Source organism: Pseudofrankia coriaricola (assembly GCF_001854805.1).
GTDB lineage: Bacteria > Actinomycetota > Actinomycetes > Frankiales > Frankiaceae > Pseudofrankia.
In genome coordinates this window covers 1-1,706 of the sequence record NZ_MBLO01000189.1, presented here as the reverse complement: position 1 = coordinate 1,706, position 1,706 = coordinate 1, and the positions used below count along the sequence as shown (strand labels likewise).

Genomic DNA, 1,706 nt, shown 5'->3' with positions numbered 1-1,706 from the left:
CAGGGCAAGGCGATCGGCCTGAACCATTGGCCCTCCAAACTGTGGAAGATCAACGCGGCCTGGACCCAGATCGTGGCCGTCGCCGGCGCACTGCTCGCCGCCTACCGCCACCTCGCCCTGACCGAGGCCGCGCTGCGCGCGGCCTCGGTCAAGCTGTTGCGCTTCCGCCTGTTCGCCCTGCCTGCCCGGCTCACCCGCGGTCAACGCAGGCTCTGGTTGCACCTGCGCGCGGACTGGCCCTGGATCGAGCCCCTCATCGGCAGCTGGCAACGGGTCAAGGCCCTGCCCGCCAGGACGTAGCTGCCGGCCGCCGGGCCCCCGCGACCAGGAAGGACCCCCGGGCCGTGGACCCGGCGACGCGACGCGCCGTCGCTCCCCGACGCTGATCACGCGAGGCAACCCGCCAACCCCGTGAACGATCCAGGCTGGGGCTGCCGTTCACCCACTGGAGCCTGCGCAAGCTGTCCGACTACCTGCGCCACCCCCCGCCCGGGGTACCTGCGGTCGTCGTGGGCCGCCAACGCCTGGGCGAACTGCTGCACTCCCACCGGATCTCCTTCCAGCGCACCCGCACCTGGAAAGAGACCTCCGACCCGGACGCGGAGACCAAACTGGCCCGGATCGAACAGGTGACCCGCCGTTTCCCTGACCGGTGCTTTCGCCTTCGACCAGTTCGGACCGCTGTCGATCCGCCCCTGCCACGGGCTGTGCTGGGCCAGAGCCGGCCACCCTGACCGACTACCAGCCACCTACCACCGCACCCACGGCATCCGCTACTTCCACGGCTGCTACTCGGTCGGTGACGACACCCTGTGGGGCGCCGTACGGACCCGCAAGGGAGCCGACCACACCCTGACCGCCCTGCGAAGCATCCGCGCCGCCCGCCCGGACGGCGCCCCGATCTACGTCATCCTGGACAACTGGTCCGGAAACAAGACGGCCACGATCCGTGCCTGGGCGCGGCGGCACAGGGTCGAGCTGTGCCTGACCCCGACCCAGGCGTCCTGGGCCAACCCGATCGAGGCCGTGCGACACGAGGTCGCACATAGTGAGAGAGGTAACTGGATGGAGGGTCGAGGTATCGACAGTTACGCTCCGGGCTAGTGCCCACGGGCCCGTCCCCACTTCGACATGCGTCGCGGGTAACTGCGGGGTGTGAAGCTCGGAGGGAAAGCCCAAGGGCTGGTGTTCCATCCACCGGCTACAGGCAAGGGGAAGACCGGACGGGTGAACGAAAGTGAACCTGCGATGATGCCTCGTTATTGGGAACTCCGGCGATGGGACGGAAGACCGGAGGTTAGGGCCTGCCGCTGGAAAGCGGCGGTGATGGCTGAAGAGCGCTTCGTCAGTCACGAGGGCACCACGGCCCCGGGGTAAAGCAGGCACCCAACCCGGTCGTAGCTCACATGTGCGAAACGTGGGAACCGTGCGCCACGAGGCGCCATGGCACCAAGTGGAGGTGGAAGACCTCGCCGCTGGGCTGTCGCAGCAGCCTAGCGAAGCTGGGCGCAGCTTGATCCGGGAGACGCCGGGGAGGGCGGGAGCAGCGCCGACAAAGCCGGGACGGCCTGGGACTGTCAGACGGGTCGGGTCCGGCGAGCGTGACCGGACGGTGCACGAGAGGAATCAGTGATTGAAACCCCGTAAGCGTTCCACCGGGTCAAACCTGGCAGATATGGCCCGGGTTTGCAGCGCGTGGCCGGGCC

The 1,706-nt window shown here is 68.7% G+C and carries 2 protein-coding genes; both read left to right on the top strand.

Features of this window, described 5'->3' with window-relative positions:
• Positions 1 to 300: transposase (locus BCD48_RS21590; RefSeq protein ID WP_198543336.1), on the top strand; the 300-nt coding region annotated here is incomplete at its 5' end.
• A 345-nt stretch (positions 301 to 645) separates the two neighbouring features.
• Positions 646 to 1,104 (top strand): transposase, encoded by a 459-nt coding sequence (locus BCD48_RS56785; protein ID WP_198543337.1) that lies wholly within the window; start codon positions 646 to 648, stop codon positions 1,102 to 1,104.
• Positions 1,105 to 1,706 lie beyond the last annotated feature (602 nt).